General features: G+C 67.2%; 13 protein-coding genes. 8 read left to right on the top strand and 5 right to left on the bottom strand.

The window, feature by feature from the left end:
* The first annotated feature begins 125 nt into the window (after window positions 1-125).
* The 7 genes from N440_RS13925 to N440_RS13895 all read left to right on the top strand — a co-directional run bounded on the left by N440_RS13925 (window position 126) and on the right by N440_RS13895 (window position 10039).
* Window positions 126-1232, top strand: a complete 1107-nt coding sequence (locus N440_RS13925; RefSeq protein ID WP_133935431.1) for an efflux RND transporter periplasmic adaptor subunit — start codon at window positions 126-128, stop codon at window positions 1230-1232.
* Window positions 1229-4354, top strand: coding sequence for an efflux RND transporter permease subunit (locus N440_RS13920; RefSeq protein WP_133935430.1), 3126 nt, complete (start codon window positions 1229-1231; stop codon window positions 4352-4354). Before N440_RS13925 ends, N440_RS13920 begins: the two co-directional genes overlap by 4 nt.
* On the top strand, window positions 4347-4886 hold the full coding sequence (locus tag N440_RS13915) for a GNAT family N-acetyltransferase (RefSeq protein WP_133935429.1): 540 nt from the start codon (window positions 4347-4349) through the stop codon (window positions 4884-4886). Before N440_RS13920 ends, N440_RS13915 begins: the two co-directional genes overlap by 8 nt.
* 110 nt (window positions 4887-4996) lie before the next feature.
* A complete protein-coding gene (locus tag N440_RS13910; RefSeq protein WP_133935428.1) occupies window positions 4997-6508 on the top strand; it encodes an alanine/glycine:cation symporter family protein in 1512 nt (503 codons plus the stop codon).
* A complete protein-coding gene (locus N440_RS13905; protein ID WP_133935427.1) occupies window positions 6509-7345 on the top strand; it encodes a TrmH family RNA methyltransferase in 837 nt (278 codons plus the stop codon).
* Between the two features lie 239 nt (window positions 7346-7584).
* Complete coding sequence (locus tag N440_RS13900) at window positions 7585-8577, top strand: hypothetical protein (RefSeq protein WP_133935426.1); 993 nt, start codon at window positions 7585-7587, stop codon at window positions 8575-8577.
* Window positions 8578-8587: 10 nt separating this feature from the next.
* Window positions 8588-10039 carry an alanine/glycine:cation symporter family protein gene (locus N440_RS13895; protein WP_133935425.1) on the top strand — a complete coding sequence of 484 codons (1452 nt, stop codon included), beginning with the start codon at window positions 8588-8590 and terminating at the stop codon, window positions 10037-10039.
* A gap of 144 nt (window positions 10040-10183) precedes the next feature.
* On the opposite strand, the gene N440_RS13890 is transcribed toward N440_RS13895, so the two are convergent.
* From N440_RS13890 to N440_RS13875, 4 genes are all read right to left on the bottom strand, one after another.
* Complete coding sequence (locus tag N440_RS13890) at window positions 10184-11605, bottom strand: M28 family peptidase (protein ID WP_004154383.1); 1422 nt, start codon at window positions 11603-11605, stop codon at window positions 10184-10186.
* Between the two features lie 225 nt (window positions 11606-11830).
* Window positions 11831-12235: a large-conductance mechanosensitive channel protein MscL gene (mscL, locus tag N440_RS13885; protein WP_004154386.1), complete on the bottom strand. Its 405-nt coding sequence runs from the start codon at window positions 12233-12235 to the stop codon at window positions 11831-11833.
* 55 nt (window positions 12236-12290) lie between these two features.
* Complete coding sequence (locus N440_RS13880; protein WP_133935424.1) at window positions 12291-13007, bottom strand: fumarylacetoacetate hydrolase family protein; 717 nt, start codon at window positions 13005-13007, stop codon at window positions 12291-12293.
* A 75-nt stretch (window positions 13008-13082) separates the two neighbouring features.
* Entirely contained in the window at window positions 13083-13364 is a 282-nt protein-coding gene (locus N440_RS13875) for a hypothetical protein (RefSeq protein WP_049457686.1), read from the bottom strand.
* 178 nt (window positions 13365-13542) lie between these two features.
* Between N440_RS13875 and N440_RS13870 the strand changes: the two genes are divergently transcribed.
* Window positions 13543-13878: a Rieske (2Fe-2S) protein gene (locus N440_RS13870; protein ID WP_004154391.1), complete on the top strand. Its 336-nt coding sequence runs from the start codon at window positions 13543-13545 to the stop codon at window positions 13876-13878.
* Between the two features lie 239 nt (window positions 13879-14117).
* On the opposite strand, the gene N440_RS13865 is transcribed toward N440_RS13870, so the two are convergent.
* Window positions 14118-15965, bottom strand: coding sequence for an SLC13 family permease (locus N440_RS13865; protein WP_133935423.1), 1848 nt, complete (start codon window positions 15963-15965; stop codon window positions 14118-14120).
* Window positions 15966-15988 lie beyond the last annotated feature (23 nt).

Raw genomic sequence — 15988 nt, 5'->3', positions numbered from 1 at the left:
GCCTTGCACGGAACGGGTTCAAGGCGCTATCGCGGCCCTGGTTCCACGCCGGTAAACGCTTGGCACATACCGCTTTTGCAGGCGCTTGCCTACACTCGGCGGCCGTGGATCAATCAGGACCGTTCATGTTGGCTCGTATCGCTTCGACCCTGGCCCTTGGCCTCAGCCTGGCCGTGCTGGCCGGGTGCGCAGGCAAGCAGGAGGCCGCCGCGCGTCGGCAGGGCGAAGCGGTGCCGGTGACCGCGCAGGTGGTGCAGCCCACGCAGTGGAACGACACCCTGCAGGCACTGGGCACGGCCAAGGCGCGCGAGTCGATCAGCGTCACCGCCAAGGTCAGCGAGATTGTCGAGAAGGTGCACTTCGAAAGCGGCCAGCACATCGCCGCCGGTGCACCGATCGTGACCCTGCGTGGGCAGGCCCAGGAAGCGGCGCTGGTGCAGGCGCAGGCCACCTTCCACGAGGCCGACCAGCTGTACAAGCGCCAGCGCGAACTGGCCACGCAGCGCCTGGTGTCCAGCGCCACGCTGGATACGCAGAAGTCGATCCGCGATGCCGCTGAAGCGCGCGTGGCGCAGATGCAGTCGGACATCGGTGACCGTCGCGTGCGCGCGCCGTTCGCCGGCGTGCTCGGCATCCGCCAGGTCAGCCCGGGCACGCTGCTGACGCCGACCACGGTGATCGCCACGCTCGACGACATCGAACACATGCACATCGATTTCCAGGTGCCGGAAGTGGAACTGGCCGCGCTGGGCGTGGGTGACAAGGTCAGCGCCACCAGCGTGGCCTGGCCGGGCCGTACCTTCGAGGGCGTGGTCAGCACCATCGACGCGCGCATCGACCCGGCCACCCGCGCGGTGACCGTGCGCGCCGACTTCGCCAACGGCGACCACGCGCTGCGCCCGGGCATGCTGCTGGACGTGCGCCTGTTCCACCCCGAGCGCGCAGCGCTGGTGGTGCCGGAAATCGCCGTGGTGCAGGTCGGGCGCGATACCTTCGTCTACCGCATCAAGGCCGACGACAGCGTCGAACGCGTGGACGTGGTCACCGGGGCGCGCCGTGCCGGCGTGGTCGAGATCAAGCAGGGCCTGGAGGCCGGGCAGCGCATCGTGGTGGATGGCACCGGTAAGCTGCGCCCGGGCCTGAAGGTCGCTGCCAAGGACGCCGCACCGGCCAGTGGTGCCAAGCCGGCTGACGCGCCGGCGCCGTTCGCCGCCGAGGGCCACGGCGGATGAAGCTGTCCGACATCTCCATCCAGCGGCCGGTGTTCGCCGTGGTGATGAGCCTGTTGCTGCTGGTGCTGGGCGTGATGTCGTTCACCCGCCTGACCCTGCGCGAGCTGCCAGCCATCGATCCGCCGATCGTCTCGGTCTCGGTGGACTACACCGGCGCTTCGGCGGCGGTCATCGAAAGCCGCATCACCCAGGTGCTGGAAGATGCGCTGGCCGGCATCGAAGGCATCGATACGATCAACGCACGCAGCACCAACGGCCGTTCGCAGGTCAGCATCGAGTTCACCTCCAACCGCGATATCGAAGCGGCGGCCAACGACGTGCGCGATGCAGTCAGCCGCGTCGCCGACCGCATGCCGGAGGAAGCGCGCCCGCCGGAGATCGCCAAGGTCGAGAGCGATGCCGACCCGATCATCTGGTTCAACATGGTCTCCTCGACCATGGACACGCTGGAACTGAGCGACTACGCCGACCGCTACGTGGTCGATCGCTTCTCCAGCCTCGATGGCGTGGCCCAGGTCCGCATCGGTGGCCGCCAGCGCTACGCGATGCGCATCTGGCTGGACCGTGACCAGCTGGCCGCGCGCGGCCTGACCACCGGCGATGTGGAAACGGCGCTGCGCAACGAGAACGTGGAACTGCCGGCCGGCCGCATCGAATCGACCGACCGTGATTTCACCCTGCGCGTGGAGCGCAACTACATCAAGCCGGAAGACTTCGCGACCATCCCGCTGGGCAAGGGCCGCGACGGCTATGTGGTGCGCATGGGCGACGTGGCGAAGATCGAGCTGGCCTCGGCCGAACGCCGCGCCTACTACCGCAGCAACGGCGAGCCGGGCATCGGCCTGGGCATCGTCAAGACCTCCACCGCCAACTCGCTGGACGTGGCCCGCGTGGCGCGCGCGGAAGCCGAGCGGGTTGCGTTGACGCTGCCCAAGGGCACGCAGATCTTCGTCGCCTTCGACAACACCACCTTCATCGAGGCAGCAGTGGATCGCGTGTACGCCACGCTGGTCGAGGCGATGATCCTGGTGCTGGCGGTGATCTGGCTGTTCCTCGGCAGTTTCCGCGCCGCACTGATTCCTGCGGTGACAGTGCCGGTCTGCCTGGTGGCCGCCTTCATCGCGCTGTACGCGTTCGATTTCTCGATCAACCTGCTGACCCTGCTTGCGCTGGTGCTGTGCATCGGCCTGGTGGTGGACGATGCGATCGTGGTGGTGGAGAACGTGCAGCGCCGCATCGACCTGGGCGAACCGCCGCTGGTCGCCTCCAAGCGCGGTACCGCGCAGGTCGCCTTCGCGGTGATCGCCACCACCGCCGTGCTGGTGGCGGTGTTCCTGCCGGTCGGCTTCCTGGAAGGCAACACCGGGCGCCTGTTCCGTGAACTGGCGGTGGCGCTGGCGGCGGCGGTGGCGTTGTCCGCTTTCGTCGCGCTGACGCTGACGCCGATGATGGCCTCCAAGCTGCTCAAGCCACACACCGGGCAGGCGCCTCGCGGCCTGCATGGCTTCGTCAACCGCAACCTGGAGCGCCTGGCCGGCGCCTATGGCCGTGTGCTGGACCACCACGTCGACCGCACCTGGGTCTACCTGCTGGTGATGGTGGCCGCGCTGGCCGCCAGCTGGGGCCTGCTCAGGCTGCTGCCCTCGGAGCTGGCCCCGGCCGAAGACCGTGGCTCGTTCCAGATCATGATCGATGGCCCGGAAGGCGCCGGCTACGACTACACCGTGCAGCAGGTGCAGCAGGTGGAAGCGATGCTGGCCCCGCACGTGGGCGCGGACAAGCCGATCGTGCGCGCCAACCCGCGCGTGCCTGGTGGTTGGGGCGCCAGCGAGGAGATGCACACCGGCCGTGTCAGCATCTTCCTGCAGCCATGGCGGCAGCGCAGCGAAGGCACGCCGGACGTGGCCAACGAACTGCAGAAGGAACTGGACACCATCCGCGGCGTGCGCGTGCGCACGCAGGTGGGCGGGGGCCTGGTGCGCAGTGGCGGGCAGCCGTTCCAGATCGTGCTGGGCGGGCCGGAATACGCCGAAATCGCCCAGTGGCGCGACCGTATCCTGCTACGCATGGCTGACAATCCCGGCCTGGTCGGCCCGGACTCGGACTACAAGGAAACCCGGCCGCAGATGCGGGTGAACATCGACCGCCAGCGTGCGGCCGACCTCGGCGTGCCGGTCACCGCGATCGGTTCGGCGCTGGAAACCATGATGGGCTCGCGCCGCGTCACCACTTTCGTCGACAACGGCGAGGAGTACGACGTGCTGGTGCAGGCCGGCCGCGATGGACGCACCAGCCCGGCCGACCTGGCCGCGATCCGCGTGCGCGCCACCTCCGGCGAACTGGTGCCATTGTCCAACCTGGTCACGCTGAGTGAAGTGGCCGAGGCCGGCACCCTGAACCGCTTCAACCGCCTGCGCTCGATCACCATCACCGCCGGCCTGGCGCCCGGTTATCCGCTGGGCGAGGCCATCGCCTGGGCGCAGAACGTGGCCCGCGAGGAACTGCCGCAGTACGCGCAGGTGAACTGGAAGGGCGAGTCGCGCGAGTACCAGAGCGCCGGTGGCGCGGTGCTGCTGACCTTCGCCATGGCGCTGCTGGTGGTGTACCTGGTACTGGCCGCGCAGTTCGAGAGTTTCATCCATCCGCTGACCATCATGCTGACCGTGCCGTTGGGCGTGCTCGGCGCGCTGGTCGGGTTGTGGGTGAGTGGGGGTACGGTGAACCTGTTCAGCCAGATCGGCATCGTCATGCTGGTCGGCCTGGCCGCGAAGAACGGCATCCTCATCGTCGAATTCGCCAACCAGCTGCGTGACGATGGGCGCACGGTACGCGAGGCGATCATCGAATCGGCGATGGTGCGCCTGCGCCCGATCCTGATGACCTCGATCGCCACCGTGGTCGGCGCGGTCCCGCTGGTGGTGGCCGGTGGCCCGGGTTCGGCCAGCCGTGGCACGATCGGCATCGTGATCATCTTCGGCGTGACCCTCTCGACCTTCCTGTCGCTGTTCGTGGTGCCGGCGTTCTACGCGCGATTGGCGCCCTATACGCGTTCGCCGGAAGCGGTGAAGCGCGAGCTGGAGAAGCAGGAAGCCGCGTCGCCGTCGGTGGGCGGCCATGCCTGACCCGGCACAGCGCCTGTACGGCGACGGCTTCGTGCTGAGGCCGTGGTGCAGCGACGACCTGGACTCGTTGCTGCGCCACGCCAATGACGCCGAGGTGTCGCGCGGCCTGCGTGATCGCTTCCCGTACCCATACACCCGCGAGGATGGCGAGGCGTTCCTCGCCGGCCGTGTACTGGCGCCCGGAACGTTCAACCTGGCCATCGAGATCGACGGCCACGCCTGCGGCAGCATCGGTGCCCAGCAGGGCAGCGCCGAGCGCGCGCATATGGCCGAGCTGGGCTACTGGCTGGGGCAGGCCTACTGGGGCCAGGGGCTGATGACCCGCGTGGTCGGCCTGTTCGCACCGTGGGTGATGGACGAACTGCGCCTGTTCAGGCTTCAGGCCGGGGTGGTCGATTTCAACCTCGGTTCGGCCCGGGTGCTGGAAAAGAACGGTTTCCAGGAAGAGGGTATTGATCGCTGTGCGGTCTACAAGCGTGGCGTCCTGCACGACCTGCGCCGCTTTGCCCGGGTACGCATGCAGCTGCCCTGAGCGGCGAATTCCTTCTGGCGCTACCGCAGCGGCCTTCGATCAGGGAGAATCGACCGGTCCCCTCCAGCCGACGGGACGTCCTTACAACCCGCCGACTGGAGAGAGCGCGCGTGGAAGCTACCGTACATTTCATCAACAGCATCATCTGGAGCAAGGCACTGATCTTCATGTGCCTGGCCGCCGGCCTGTTCTTCAGCCTGCGCACCCGCTTCATGCAGATCCGTGGTTTCCTCGAGATGTGCCGCCTGACCGTGTCGGGTGAGAAGTCCGACGCCGGCGTGTCCTCGTTCCAGGCGCTGGCCATGTCGATGGCCGGCCGCATGGGCATCGGCAACATCGCCGGCGTGGCCACTGCCATCGCCTTCGGCGGCCCCGGTGCCATCTTCTGGATGTGGGTGATGGGCTTCCTCGGCGCGTCCACCTCGTACGTGGAATGCACCCTGGCGCAGATCTACAAGACCAAGGATGCCGAAGGCCGCTACCGCGGTGGCCCGGCCTACTACATCGAAAAGGCCATGGGCCTGAAGTGGTACGCGCTGGCCTTCGCCATCGCCACGATCATTGCGGCCGGCTTCCTGATGCCGGGCGTGCAGGCCAACGCCATCGCCGACAGCATCATCAACGCCTGCCGTGGCACCGCGCTGTGCGGCCCGCTGGACGGCCAGGCCTTCGGCATGGAATCGGTGCAGGCGCTGAAGCTGGGCATCGGCATCGTGGTGGCACTGCTGCTGGGCGTGGTGATCTTCGGTGGCGTCAAGCGCATCGCCAATTTCGCTGAAGTGGTGGTGCCGTTCATGGCCGCCGGCTTCATCCTGATGGCCATCGTCATCATGATCATCAACTACGATCGCGTGCCGGAGATGTTCGGCATCATCTTCAAGAGTGCCTTCGGCACCCACGCCGCGTTCGGCGCGATGATGGGCCTGGCGGTGGAGTGGGGCATCAAGCGCGGCATCTATGCCAATGAAGCCGGGCAGGGCTCGGGTCCGCACGCGGCAGCCGCTTCGGAAGTCTCGCACCCGGCCAAGCAGGGTTACGTGCAGGCCTTCGCCATCTACTTCGACACCATGATGGTGTGCACCGCCACCGCGTTCCTGATCCTGGCCAGCGGCACCTACAACGTGTACTCGCCGGCAGGCGCCAGCGCCCCGCCGATCTTCCAGGGCCTGGCCGGCATTCCGGAAGGCGCAGGCTATGCGCAGGCCGGCGTGGAAGCGGTGCTGCCGGGCTGGGGCTCGGCCTTCGTCTCGATCGCCATCTTCTTCTTCGCCTTCACCACCATCATGGCGTACTACTACATGGCCGAGACCAACCTCAGCTATGTGAACCACAACAAGAAGCGCCCGCTGACCGTGCTGGTGCTGCGCCTGGGCATCATCGGCATGGTGGTGTTCGGTGCGTTCCACAATGCGACCCTGGCCTGGGCGCTGGGTGACATCGGCGTTGGCCTGATGGCCTGGCTGAACATCATCGCCATCCTCATCATCCAGAAGCCGGCGATGCTGGCCCTGCGTGACTACGAACGACAGAAGAAGCTGGGCCTGGATCCGGTGTTCGACCCTGATGCCCTGGGCATCAAGAACGCCGATTTCTGGCGCCAGCGCAAGCAGGAGAGTGTGTAAGTGAACAACCCTTGGAACAACCGCCGCCCGTCCGCCCGTCCGCCGCGCGCAACACCGTTGCCGCGCCCGGAGGTGCCGGCCACGGGCGGTGGTGGGCGCGGCGGCAGCGACGAGCTGCGCCTGTACGGCCTGAATGCCGTGCTGGCCGCGTTCGACGCGCGGCCGCAGGCGCTGCGCAAGCTGTATCTGCTGGAGGCGCGCATTCCGCGCCTGCAGCCGCTGCTGAAGTGGTGCGTGGCCAACCGCGTGGGCTATCGCGTGGTCGAGGACGGCGATCTGAACAAGCTCGCCGGTACCACCCATCACGAAGGCGTGGTGGCCGATGTGCTGCGCGCACCGGCACTGCCGTTGGCGCAGTGGCTGCAGCAGGTCGGTGACGGCCCGGCGCTGGCGCTGTGGCTGGACGGCGTGGGCAATCCGCACAACCTCGGCGCGATCCTGCGCTCGGCAGCGCACTTCGGTGCCAAGGCGCTGCTGCTGCCCGAAAGCAGCACGCTGGCGCTGTCCGGTGCCGCCGCGCGCGTGGCGGAGGGCGGTGCCGAAGCGGTGCCGCTGGTGCAGCTGCCGGCCACCGCGCAGGCGATGGCACAGCTGCGGGATGCCGGTTTCGGCCTGGCCGCGACTCTGGTCGAGGGCGGTGACGATGTGTTCCGTGCGTCGCTTCCGGCGCGGCTGGTGTATGTGATGGGCGCCGAAAGCGAAGGCATGGACCGCAGCCTGGCAGGCGAATGCGACCTGCAGGTCTCGATCCCCGGCAGTGGTGCGGTGGAGAGCCTCAACGTGGCCTCGGCCACGGCCGTGCTGCTGGCGCAGTGGGCGAGCCGTCGCGACGGCTGATACTGCCGCGATACAGTCTCCTCGACGATCTGGACCCGGCCCTTGTGGCCGGGTTTTCTTTTGCGCGGTGCGGGAACAGGCGTGTCGCGCTGCGGGGCTGGCGCGCCAATCACTTCACCGCGTGTCGCATCAAGCACACTTGATCGATGATCAGATGTTTTTAGTAATTGTCTCATTGTCGAGCCATATCCCGCATCGCACGGTGGACGTCCATCCAACGTCGAACAGGAGTGGTTCCCATGCATCGAGTCAAACACCCCACGATGCGCGCATCCCTGCTGCTGGCCCTGTGTGCGCTCGCCGCACCGGCAGTGCAGGCCGATGAGCGAAGCCTGGACGGCATCAACTTCACCGGACCGCTGATCACCCCGAATCCGGCCGGCCTGCCGCAGGGCAACTGGTACATCGAGCCCTATCTGGTGCGGGTCGACAGCCGCGACCACTATGACGACAACGGTGACCGTCGCCGCAGCGCCGAGCGCAGTGGCGCGTGGGCAACCGTGGTGCCGATCATCTATGGCTTCAGCGACCGGGTGATGGGCCAGGTCAACCTCAGTGCGACACGTTCGGAATCCGGCAGTGCACGCAGCAGTGGATTCCGCGCCGGAGACACCACCGCACGGCTGCAGTACCTGTTGCAGGCGCCGAACGCCGATGGCACCCGCCCCGCCATCTCGGTCGCGCTGGTACAGCGCTTCAGCACCGGCAGCCATGACCGCATCACCGGCAATCCGCTCGATGCGCAGGGCGACGGCGTGCAGCGCACCACCGCTGCCCTGGGCGTGCAGCAGGTGGTGTGGCTGGGCAACGACCGCCCGCTACGGTGGCGGGCCCAGTTCAGTGCCGGCCCCGCTCCCTCGCGTACCGCCATTTCCGGCACCAGCGTCTACGGCACCGACGACAGCTTCCAGGGCCACATCGCGCGTGGCTCGGTGCTGGGGCTGTCGGTGGGCGCCGAGTACAGCTTCAATTCGCGCTGGGTGGGGGTGATGGAAATGTCCGCCAGCCGCGAGACCGGCCAGCGGCTGAGTGGTTTCGCACGCAACGACGCCGGTGTGATCGAACGCATCGATCAACGCCGCCCCGCCAGCCGCAGCGTCAGCCTGGCGCCTGCCGTTGAGTATCACTTCAGTCCCTCGCTGGGATTGATTGCCGGCGTCGAGTTCACCGTGGCCGGGCGCAACACCGGCCGCATCGTCAGCCCCCAGGTTGCCCTCGGCATGTTCTTCTGAGGATCCGCCGATGAGCATCGAATCCATCGTCAATGCGATCCTGGGCGTGGTCTGGAGCCCCTACCTGGTGGTGCTGTGCCTGCTCACCGGGCTGTACTTCAGCGTGCGTACCCGCTTCATCCAGCTGCGCGCGCTGCCGGACATGCTGCGCCTGGTGTTCCGCCACGAACGCTCCGAGTCCGGGGTATCACCGTTCCAGGCACTGTCGATCTCGCTGTCCAGCCGGGTCGGTGTGGGCAACATCGCCGGCGTGGCCATGGCCATCGCCTTCGGTGGCCCCGGTGCGATCTTCTGGATGTGGGTTGTTGCCTTTCTCGGTGCCTCCAGCGCCTTCATCGAATCCACCCTGGCGCAGATCTACAAGGACCGCGATGCCAAGGGCCAGTACCGCGGCGGGCCGGCGTACTACATCGAGAAGGGCCTGGGCCAGCGCTGGTATGCAGTGCTGTTCGCGCTGGTGACCGTGCTCGCCGGCGCCATGCTGGCAGGGACCCAGTCCAATGCCATCACCAGTGCGGTGAACGAAGCCTGGGATGTGCCGGTGATGACCACCACCGTGGTGCTGCTGGTGGTGCTGGGCATCATCCTGATCGGTGGCGTGCGGCGCATTGCACGGGTAGCCGAATGGGTAGTGCCGCTGATGGCCGTGGCCTACCTGATGGTTGCCGCAGTGGTAATGGTGCTCAACGCGGAAAAAGTGCCCGGCGTGATCATGCTGGTGTTGAACAGCGCATTCGGCGTGGACGCGGCCTTCGGCGCGATGATCGGCACCGCCATCCAGTGGGGCGTTCGCCGCGGCGTGCTGTCCAACGAGGCCGGCATGGGCAGTGGAGCGCATGCGGCCGCTGCCGCCGAAGTCTCGCATCCGGTCAAGCAGGGACTGGTGCAGTCGTTCTCGGTCTACATCGACACGATGGTGGTGTGCAGCGCAACCGCATTCCTGATCCTGTCCACCGGCCTGTACAACATCTACGACCCGGCGGTGAACGGCGTTCCCGATGAGGCCCGCCTGCTGCTGGCCCATCTGCCGGGTGTCGAGGCCGGGCCGCGCTTCGTGCAGCACGCCGTGGAATCGGCGCTGCCGGGCTTCGGCCGTTCATTCGTGGCGCTGGCGATCCTGCCATTCGCGTTCACCACCATCCTGGCGCTGTACTACATGGCCGAGACCAACGTCAGCTACCTGTGCCGGGATCGTCCTTCCCGGTGGGTGATGGGGGCATTCCAGCTGCTGTTCCTGGCAGTTGCCGGTTACTCGGCCGTGAACAGCGCAACGGTGGCGTGGTCGCTGGGCGATATCGGGGTGGGCCTGATGAGCTGGCTCAACATCATCGCCATCCTGCTGCTGCAGAAGCCGGCGTTGGCGGCATTGCGCGACTACGAACAGCATCGGCATGCCGGTACGGAACCATTGTTCAATCCACGGCGGCTGGGCGTGCGCAACACCCGTGTGTGGGAGGCCTGACAGGATCGGGTCAGATCCCTCGCCAAGGCGAGGGCTCCTGACCCGCGCCACGCCCTGTGGGTGCGCCATTGCCCGGTGGGTGCGAACCTCGGTTCGCACCGCTCTTCCCGCTGCGCTCGCCGGGCATGGCCCGGCGCCAGCGCATCATTCGTTCGGCGGCGTGGTCGCCTTGGCCTCGCTGCCGAAACCACCATCAGCTTCCGCGGCCAGGTACGCGAATACCGTGTAGGCAGCCACGTTCTGCGCCAGTGCCTTCGGGTCGATCTTGTCCAACGTGTCGTCGGCGGTGTGATGCAGGTGGAAGTAGTCCGAGCCATCCTGCGCCAGCCACGCCCACGCACCGCCCTTGGCCGCCAGCGGGCCGACATCCGGCCCCGGGCCGCCCTTGTCGGCCTGGTACTCGATGCCCAGCGGCTTCATCACTTCGGCGATCTGCCGGGTCGCTTCGCGCGAGCCTTCCGGGTTCGGCGAACCGGTGTTGAAGGCATAGATGCGGCCGGCACCGAAGTCGCTCTCGGCTGCCAGCTGATGCAGGGCCACGTCCTTGGCGTGCGCTTCGGCGTAGGCCTTGCCGCCGTACAGGCCCTGTTCCTCGTTGGCGAAGGCGATCACACGAATGGTGCGCTTCGGCGCCTGCTTGAGCTGGCCGATCAGGTGCCCGGCCGCCATGGTGATGCCCACGCCCGCGCCGTCATCGACCGCGCCGGTGCCCAGGTCCCACGAATCCAGGTGACCGCCGATCACCACCACTTCCTTCGGCAGGCTGCGCCCGGTGATCTCGCCGATCACGTTGTACGAGGTGGCCGTGCCATCCCAGCCGCAATCCAGCGCCACCTTCACCGTGGTGCTGCCACGAGCCAGCAGGCGCGCCAGCTGATCGGCATCGGGCACCGACAGTGCTGCCGACGGCACCGGCGTCAGGCCTTCATCGAAGCGGGTGATACCGGTGTGCGGCACGCGATGCGAGTCGGTACCCGCCGAGCGCATCAGGAAGCCGACTGCGCCCTTGCGGATCGCCTCCGACGGGCCCTTGCTGCGGATCGCGCCGCCACGGCCGTAGTCGCGGCCATCGCGGAACGGCAGCATCTGGTAGTCAACGAAGGCGATCTTGCCCTTCAGCGAGCCGGCCGGAGCCGCCTGCAATGCGGCCAGATCGGCAAAGCGCACCACCTCGGCTTCAACGGTGCCGCCCGGGCTGCCGCCCAGCGCGGTGATCTGCAGCGGCTGCGGGTTCCTGCCGGTCACGGCAGCATGTTCGCTGCGGCGTTCCCACTTCGGGAACGTCACCGGTTCCTTCCATACCTTGTCGAAGCCGAGTGCCTTGAACTTGGCTTCGGCCCAGGCCACGGCGCGGGCATCGGCTTCGCTGCCGGCGATGCGCGGACCGATCTCGGTGGTGAGCGATTCGACCACCTTCCAGCCGGTGTCGTCGGCCAGTGCCTGGTCGCGCAGTTGCGCGGCGGTGGCCAGCGAGGCGGGGGGCAGGGTGGTGGTGCGCGGCGCCGCGAAGGCCGGGGCGGCCAGCAGGGCGAGGGAGGATGCGATGGCAAGCACACGGCGACGCATGGACAACTCCGGGAAGGGACCTAAGCCTTGGAGCTTAACAGTCGTTCAGGCGTGCGCATGGGCGGGAGGTCATGGCTGGCGCGAACGCTGTTTTCCGCCACGTCCGGCAAAACGAAAGCCCCGCCGGGGCGGGGCTTTCGTGCGGTCGCGGTAGTGCCGGCCGCTGGCCGGCTCCCGCATGTTCCGATGTTGCCGGCCAGCGGCCGGCACTACCGTTCTGCGATCTTATTTCTTCAGGCTGTCACGGATCTCGCGCAGCAGCACCACTTCCTCGGCCGGTGCGGCCGGGGCGGCTTCCTGCTTGCGCGACAGGCGGTTGATCGTCTTCACCACCAGGAAGATGGCGAACGCCACGATCACGAACTGGATCAGCGTATTGATGAAGTCGCCATAGCCGATCACCACCGCCGGGATCTCCTTGCCGTCGGCACCGATGCTGGCCGGTGACAACGTCCAGGCCAGCTGCGAGAAGTCCACCTTGCCGATCAGCAGGCCCAGCGGCGGCATGATGATCTTCTCGACCAGTGCGGTCACGATCTTGCCGAAGGCCGCGCCGATCACCACGCCGACGGCGAGGTCGATGACGTTGCCGCGCATCGCGAATTCCTTGAACTCGGTGAGCATTCCCATTGTTGTTTTTCTCCGGTGGGGGAAGTGGACAGCGCGCAGGGTAACGCAGGTGATGTCAGCCGGCGATCACGCCGTGGCGCTCGGCCACGTTTTCCAGGCGGGCACTGAAGCGGTCGCCGGGCTTCAGCGCAGCCACCCCGGACGGGGTGCCCATGAACACCAGGTCGCCGGCGCGCAGCTGCCACAGCTTGGACAGCTCATGCAGGATCTCCGGCACGTTCCAGATCATCTGCTCGAGCAATGCCTGCTGCCGCACTTCGCCGTTGACCTCCAGCGACAGGTTCAGCGCGGCCAGGTCGCCAACCTCCGCGGCGTGCACGATCTCGCTGATCGGCGCGGAGGCATCGAAGCCCTTGGCCGCATCCCACGGATGGCCCTTGTCCTTGGCGGCCGCCTGCAGATCACGGCGGGTCAGGTCCAGGCCGACGGCATAGCCGTAGACCAGTGCATCGGCATCGGCCACGGCCAGCTCGCCGGCCGGCGCGTCACGGCCGATGGCCACCACCAGTTCCACTTCGTGGTGCAGGTTGGCGGTCGCCGGCGGATAGGGAATGGCATCGTCATGGCCGACCACGATCGCATCGGCCGGCTTGCTGAAGAACATCGGGCGGCCGCGGTCATCGGTGGCCGGCACCGCCGCGCCCATTTCACGGGCATGGTCGGCGAAGTTGCGGCCCACGCAGTAGATGCGGTGCACGGGGAAACTGCCGCCGCCCACGACCGGCACACGCGGCAGGGCTGCAGCAGGGATCACATCGGAGACATCGGACATGCGGGCATCCAGGAAGGGCGTGCCCGCAGTCTAGAACGCATGGCGCCCGCCGTCAGCGGGCGCGTAAGGCATGGATCAACGCGAGGCCGGCAACACCGGCTTGCGCACCACGCGGTACTCGCCCTCGACTACGGTCGGATCGACCGGACGGGCGGTGCCCGGCTTGCGCGAGGCCAACAGCTTCCACGCCAGGCCGACCAGGATCATCGCCGCACCGACGAACACGCCGATGAACACCATCGCGGCCAGGATCGCCAGGCCGAGCAGGCCTACGGCAACGCGCACCAACGGATGACGCGGCTTGCGCGGCGCGAACAGGGTGCGGAACTGGGTGAAGGCGGATGCGCGATTGAACATGGCGGCTCGATAGGCTGGGATCAGCGAAAACAGAGTATCGGGACGCGCCACTGTCATTGAGTGAAAAACTCGTTAAATATAGCCTGTGCTTATTACGAATCAATGACTTGCGTTCATCCTGCAGCCAGTCACCTGAGCAGGCGTGCGACAATGCCGCTTTACTGTCCGAGCCTTCGCCATGACTGCCGCTGCTGCCCTGATCGCCCTTGATGCCATTGCCGATGGCGCGTTTGCCGAGGTCGAAGCGGTGGTCGATGGCGATGCCGAGTCGGTGCTGCTGTATCGCGACGGCGCGCAGGTGCGTGCCTTCCTGAACATCTGCCCGCATGCCGGCCGTCGCCTGGACTGGGCGCCCGGGCAGTTCCTGAAGAGCCGCGAAGGCCATCTTGTGTGCGCCGCGCACGGTGCCTCGTTCGCGCTGGACAGCGGCGACTGCATCGCCGGCCCGTGCAAGGGCGACCGCCTGCGGGCGGTGCCGGTGGACGTGCGCGACGGCCAGGTCTACCTGGCCTGAGGCAACCGGCGTGCGAACCAAGGTTCGCACCCACAGGATCAATGGGTATCCAGAGATTCATCCACGCATGGCGTGGATCTACCGTGTCGACCAAGGTCGACACCCACCAGAGCAGGATGCCGCTCTGGCAGACCGCGGAAATCTGTCGGACCCATCCCGCCATCCCACAGGAAGCCAGCTTTAGATGTTGACGTTGCTTCGGCGGGTGCAGGGCGCAGCCCTGCCAACAAACCCAACCCTCAGAACATCAGGTTGATCATCAACACCACCACGCAGGTGTAGATCAGCGACAGTGGGCCGCCGACCCGCCACATCTCGCGCGGGGTGTAGTTGGCCGGACCGGTGATCATCGAGATCACCGGATTGGAGGCCGTCATCAGGTTGTTGGACGCCGACAGCGCAACGATCAGCGCGAATGCGGTCGGGCTGCCGCCGGCAGCCAGCGCCAGGTTCACCGCGATGGGGACCATCACGATGGTCGCGCCCACATGGCTGATCACCAGCGAGAACGCGGTGGTCAGCAACGCCAGCGCCACTTCCAGCACCCACAGCGGAATGCCGGTAGGCAGCTTGTCGATGGTGTGGCCGGCCACCCACGCCGCCGCGCCACTGGAGTCCATTGCCCAGCCCAGCGGAATCAGCCCGGCCATCATGAACACCGTCTTCCAGTTGATCGAGGCATAGGCCTCGTCCATGCGCAGCACGCCGGTCAGCAGCATGCCCGCCACGCCGGTCATCAGGGTCAGCGCCACCGGCAGCTTGCTGGTCAGCGCGATCAGGATGGTCAGCGCGAAGATCGCCATCGCGATCTTGAACTTGTGCGGGCGCTGCTCGCCGGTCGGGTAATCGGTCACCACCACGAAGTCGCGGCTCCTGGCGGCCTGTGCCAGGTCGGTCCAGATGCTGTGGAAGACCAGCATGTCGCCCGCACGCAGCTGCACGTCGCGCACGTCTTCGCGGATCACCTGCTTGTCGCGGTTGATCGCCAGCAGGCTGATGCCGCGCTCCTTGCGCAGGCGCAGGTCGGCCGCGCTCTTGCCGATCACGTTCGAGGTCGGCGGCACCACGGCCTCGGAAATACCGGCGCGGCTGGGATTGAACAGGTCGCCCAGGTGCTTCAGGCGCGAGGACATGCGCAGGAACTGATTCTGCGCGAAGTCGCTGATCTGCTGGCGCGGGCCCATCGCACCGAGCACGCTGCCGACCCAGATGCGCATCTCCGCCGGCGGCGCCAGGCGGGTGTCGTTGCCGGTCTTCAGGGCCAGCAGCAGCGGTGCATCGTGCAGGTTCTCCGCCTCGCCCAGGGTCATGCCGACCAGCGGGCTTTCGGCGCTGACCACCAGCTCGAACACATCGCCTTCGATGCCATAGGTCTTGGCAAAGTAGCTCTCGGTGCGCGCCGGGGTGACCCCGTCGTTGACCAGATTCTCTTCCTCGATCAGCTTGCGGTCGCCGTAATAGCGGAAGTACAGCAGCGAGGCGATCAGCAGGGCCACGCCGATCGGCAGCGGCGCGAACATGCGCAGCGGCTCGATGGTGGCCAGGCCCGAGGGCAGGTTGTTGTTGGCCGAGGCCAACAGGTCGTTCAGCAGGATCAGCGGCGAGTTGCCGACCATGGTCAGCGCGCCGCCCATCACGATCGCCGCCGAGATCGGCAGCAGCAGGCGCTGCAGGGTCAGCCCCGTGCGCGCGGCCAGCCGCGAGGCAACCGGCAGGTACAGCGCCATCACCGACGGGTTCTGCATGAAGGACGAGTTCAGGCCGGCGATGGCCGTGGTCATCATCAGCAGCCGCTGCTCGACGCCATGGCCGCGCCGCAGCAGCCAGGCGGCCAGCCGGTTCAGTGCCCCGGTGCGGTCCAGGCCCGCACCGAGGATGGTGGTGGCGATGATGCTCATCACCGCGTTACCGGAGAAACCGCCGAAGATCTCCTCCGGCGCGATCAGCCCGGTGACACCAAGCACCACCAGCACCACCAGCGCGACCACGTCGGCGCGGATGCGCTCGAACAGGAACATCGCCATCGTGAAGCCGACCAGCCCAAGCACGAGCTTCATGTCGTTGGTCAGCGTCAGCGCGGTATCCATGTGGGGCGCGGCGTCCTCAGGCG

Origin of the sequence: Stenotrophomonas sp. CC22-02, from assembly GCF_004365115.1 — a bacterium.
Taxonomy (GTDB): domain Bacteria; phylum Pseudomonadota; class Gammaproteobacteria; order Xanthomonadales; family Xanthomonadaceae; genus Stenotrophomonas; species Stenotrophomonas forensis.
The sequence above is the reverse complement of the archived record's forward strand: the minus strand, read 5'-3'. Positions and strand labels throughout refer to the sequence as shown.

What these genes read in the sequence shown, in the direction of transcription:
- N440_RS13925 (WP_133935431.1), top strand. Translation starts at nt 126, where the DNA reads ATGTTGGCTCGTATCGCTTCGACCCTGGCCCTTGGCCTCAGCCTGGCC.
- N440_RS13920 (WP_133935430.1), top strand. Translation starts at nt 1,229, where the DNA reads ATGAAGCTGTCCGACATCTCCATCCAGCGGCCGGTGTTCGCCGTGGTG.
- N440_RS13915 (WP_133935429.1), top strand. Translation starts at nt 4,347, where the DNA reads ATGCCTGACCCGGCACAGCGCCTGTACGGCGACGGCTTCGTGCTGAGG.
- N440_RS13900 (WP_133935426.1), top strand. Translation starts at nt 7,585, where the DNA reads ATGCATCGAGTCAAACACCCCACGATGCGCGCATCCCTGCTGCTGGCC.
- N440_RS13895 (WP_133935425.1), top strand. Translation starts at nt 8,588, where the DNA reads ATGAGCATCGAATCCATCGTCAATGCGATCCTGGGCGTGGTCTGGAGC.
- N440_RS13890 (WP_004154383.1), bottom strand. Translation starts at nt 11,605, where the DNA reads ATGCGTCGCCGTGTGCTTGCCATCGCATCCTCCCTCGCCCTGCTGGCC.
- mscL (WP_004154386.1), bottom strand. Translation starts at nt 12,235, where the DNA reads ATGGGAATGCTCACCGAGTTCAAGGAATTCGCGATGCGCGGCAACGTC.
- N440_RS13880 (WP_133935424.1), bottom strand. Translation starts at nt 13,007, where the DNA reads ATGTCCGATGTCTCCGATGTGATCCCTGCTGCAGCCCTGCCGCGTGTG.
- N440_RS13875 (WP_049457686.1), bottom strand. Translation starts at nt 13,364, where the DNA reads ATGTTCAATCGCGCATCCGCCTTCACCCAGTTCCGCACCCTGTTCGCG.
- N440_RS13870 (WP_004154391.1), top strand. Translation starts at nt 13,543, where the DNA reads ATGACTGCCGCTGCTGCCCTGATCGCCCTTGATGCCATTGCCGATGGC.
- N440_RS13865 (WP_133935423.1), bottom strand. Translation starts at nt 15,965, where the DNA reads ATGGATACCGCGCTGACGCTGACCAACGACATGAAGCTCGTGCTTGGG.